The following is a 667-nucleotide window of genomic DNA, read 5'->3' on the forward strand; positions in this document are numbered from 1 at the left end:
ATATACCCGTAATCATTGAAGATGCTTGATTTTATCCGAAATGGAGATCATTATCCTCGCTATGAAAATATTTATTACATCAGAACAAAAAATCAAACTTGAACGTCTTCACGACACCACTCGTGATGGTCAAGTACGAGACAGAATAAAAGCTATCCTTCTGGCTTCTGAAGGGTGGAGTTCTGTGATGATAGCCCAGGCATTGCGACTCCATCAGACCACTGTTGACCGCCATATCAGTGATTACCTTAATCAAGGTAAACTGAAATCTGATAATGGGGGGTCTGATAGTTTGCTTTCCCGAGAACAAACTGATTTTTTAATCAACCATTTATCTCAAAATCTTTTCCATCACACCCATGAAATCGTGGCCTATGTTACTCAGCTCTGGAATATGACCTTTAGCATTCCAGGCATGAATAAATGGCTACACCGCCAGGGTTTTTCTTATAAAAAACCTTGTGGTGTCCCTCATAAATTCGAGGCAGAAAAACAGAGACAATTTATTGAATATTATGAAAATCTTAAAGTCGCCGCGAAAGACGAACCCATCCTCTTTCTTGACGCGGTTCACCCGACTCAAGGCACCAAACTCGGTTATGGCTGGATGCGAAAAGGCGAGAAAAAAACAGTCAAAACAACAGGAAGCCGAACTCGCCTGAATATA

General features: G+C 40.9%; 1 protein-coding gene. It reads left to right on the forward strand.

Going from position 1 to position 667, the window contains the following annotated elements; translation table 11 throughout:
* Positions 1-61: 61 nt before the first annotated feature.
* A partial coding sequence (locus C5471_RS23425) for an IS630 family transposase (protein WP_166296623.1) occupies positions 62-667 on the forward strand: 606 nt, incomplete at its 3' end.

Origin of the sequence: Photorhabdus tasmaniensis (genome assembly GCF_011189505.1) — a bacterium.
Classification (GTDB): Bacteria; Pseudomonadota; Gammaproteobacteria; order Enterobacterales; family Enterobacteriaceae; genus Photorhabdus; species Photorhabdus tasmaniensis.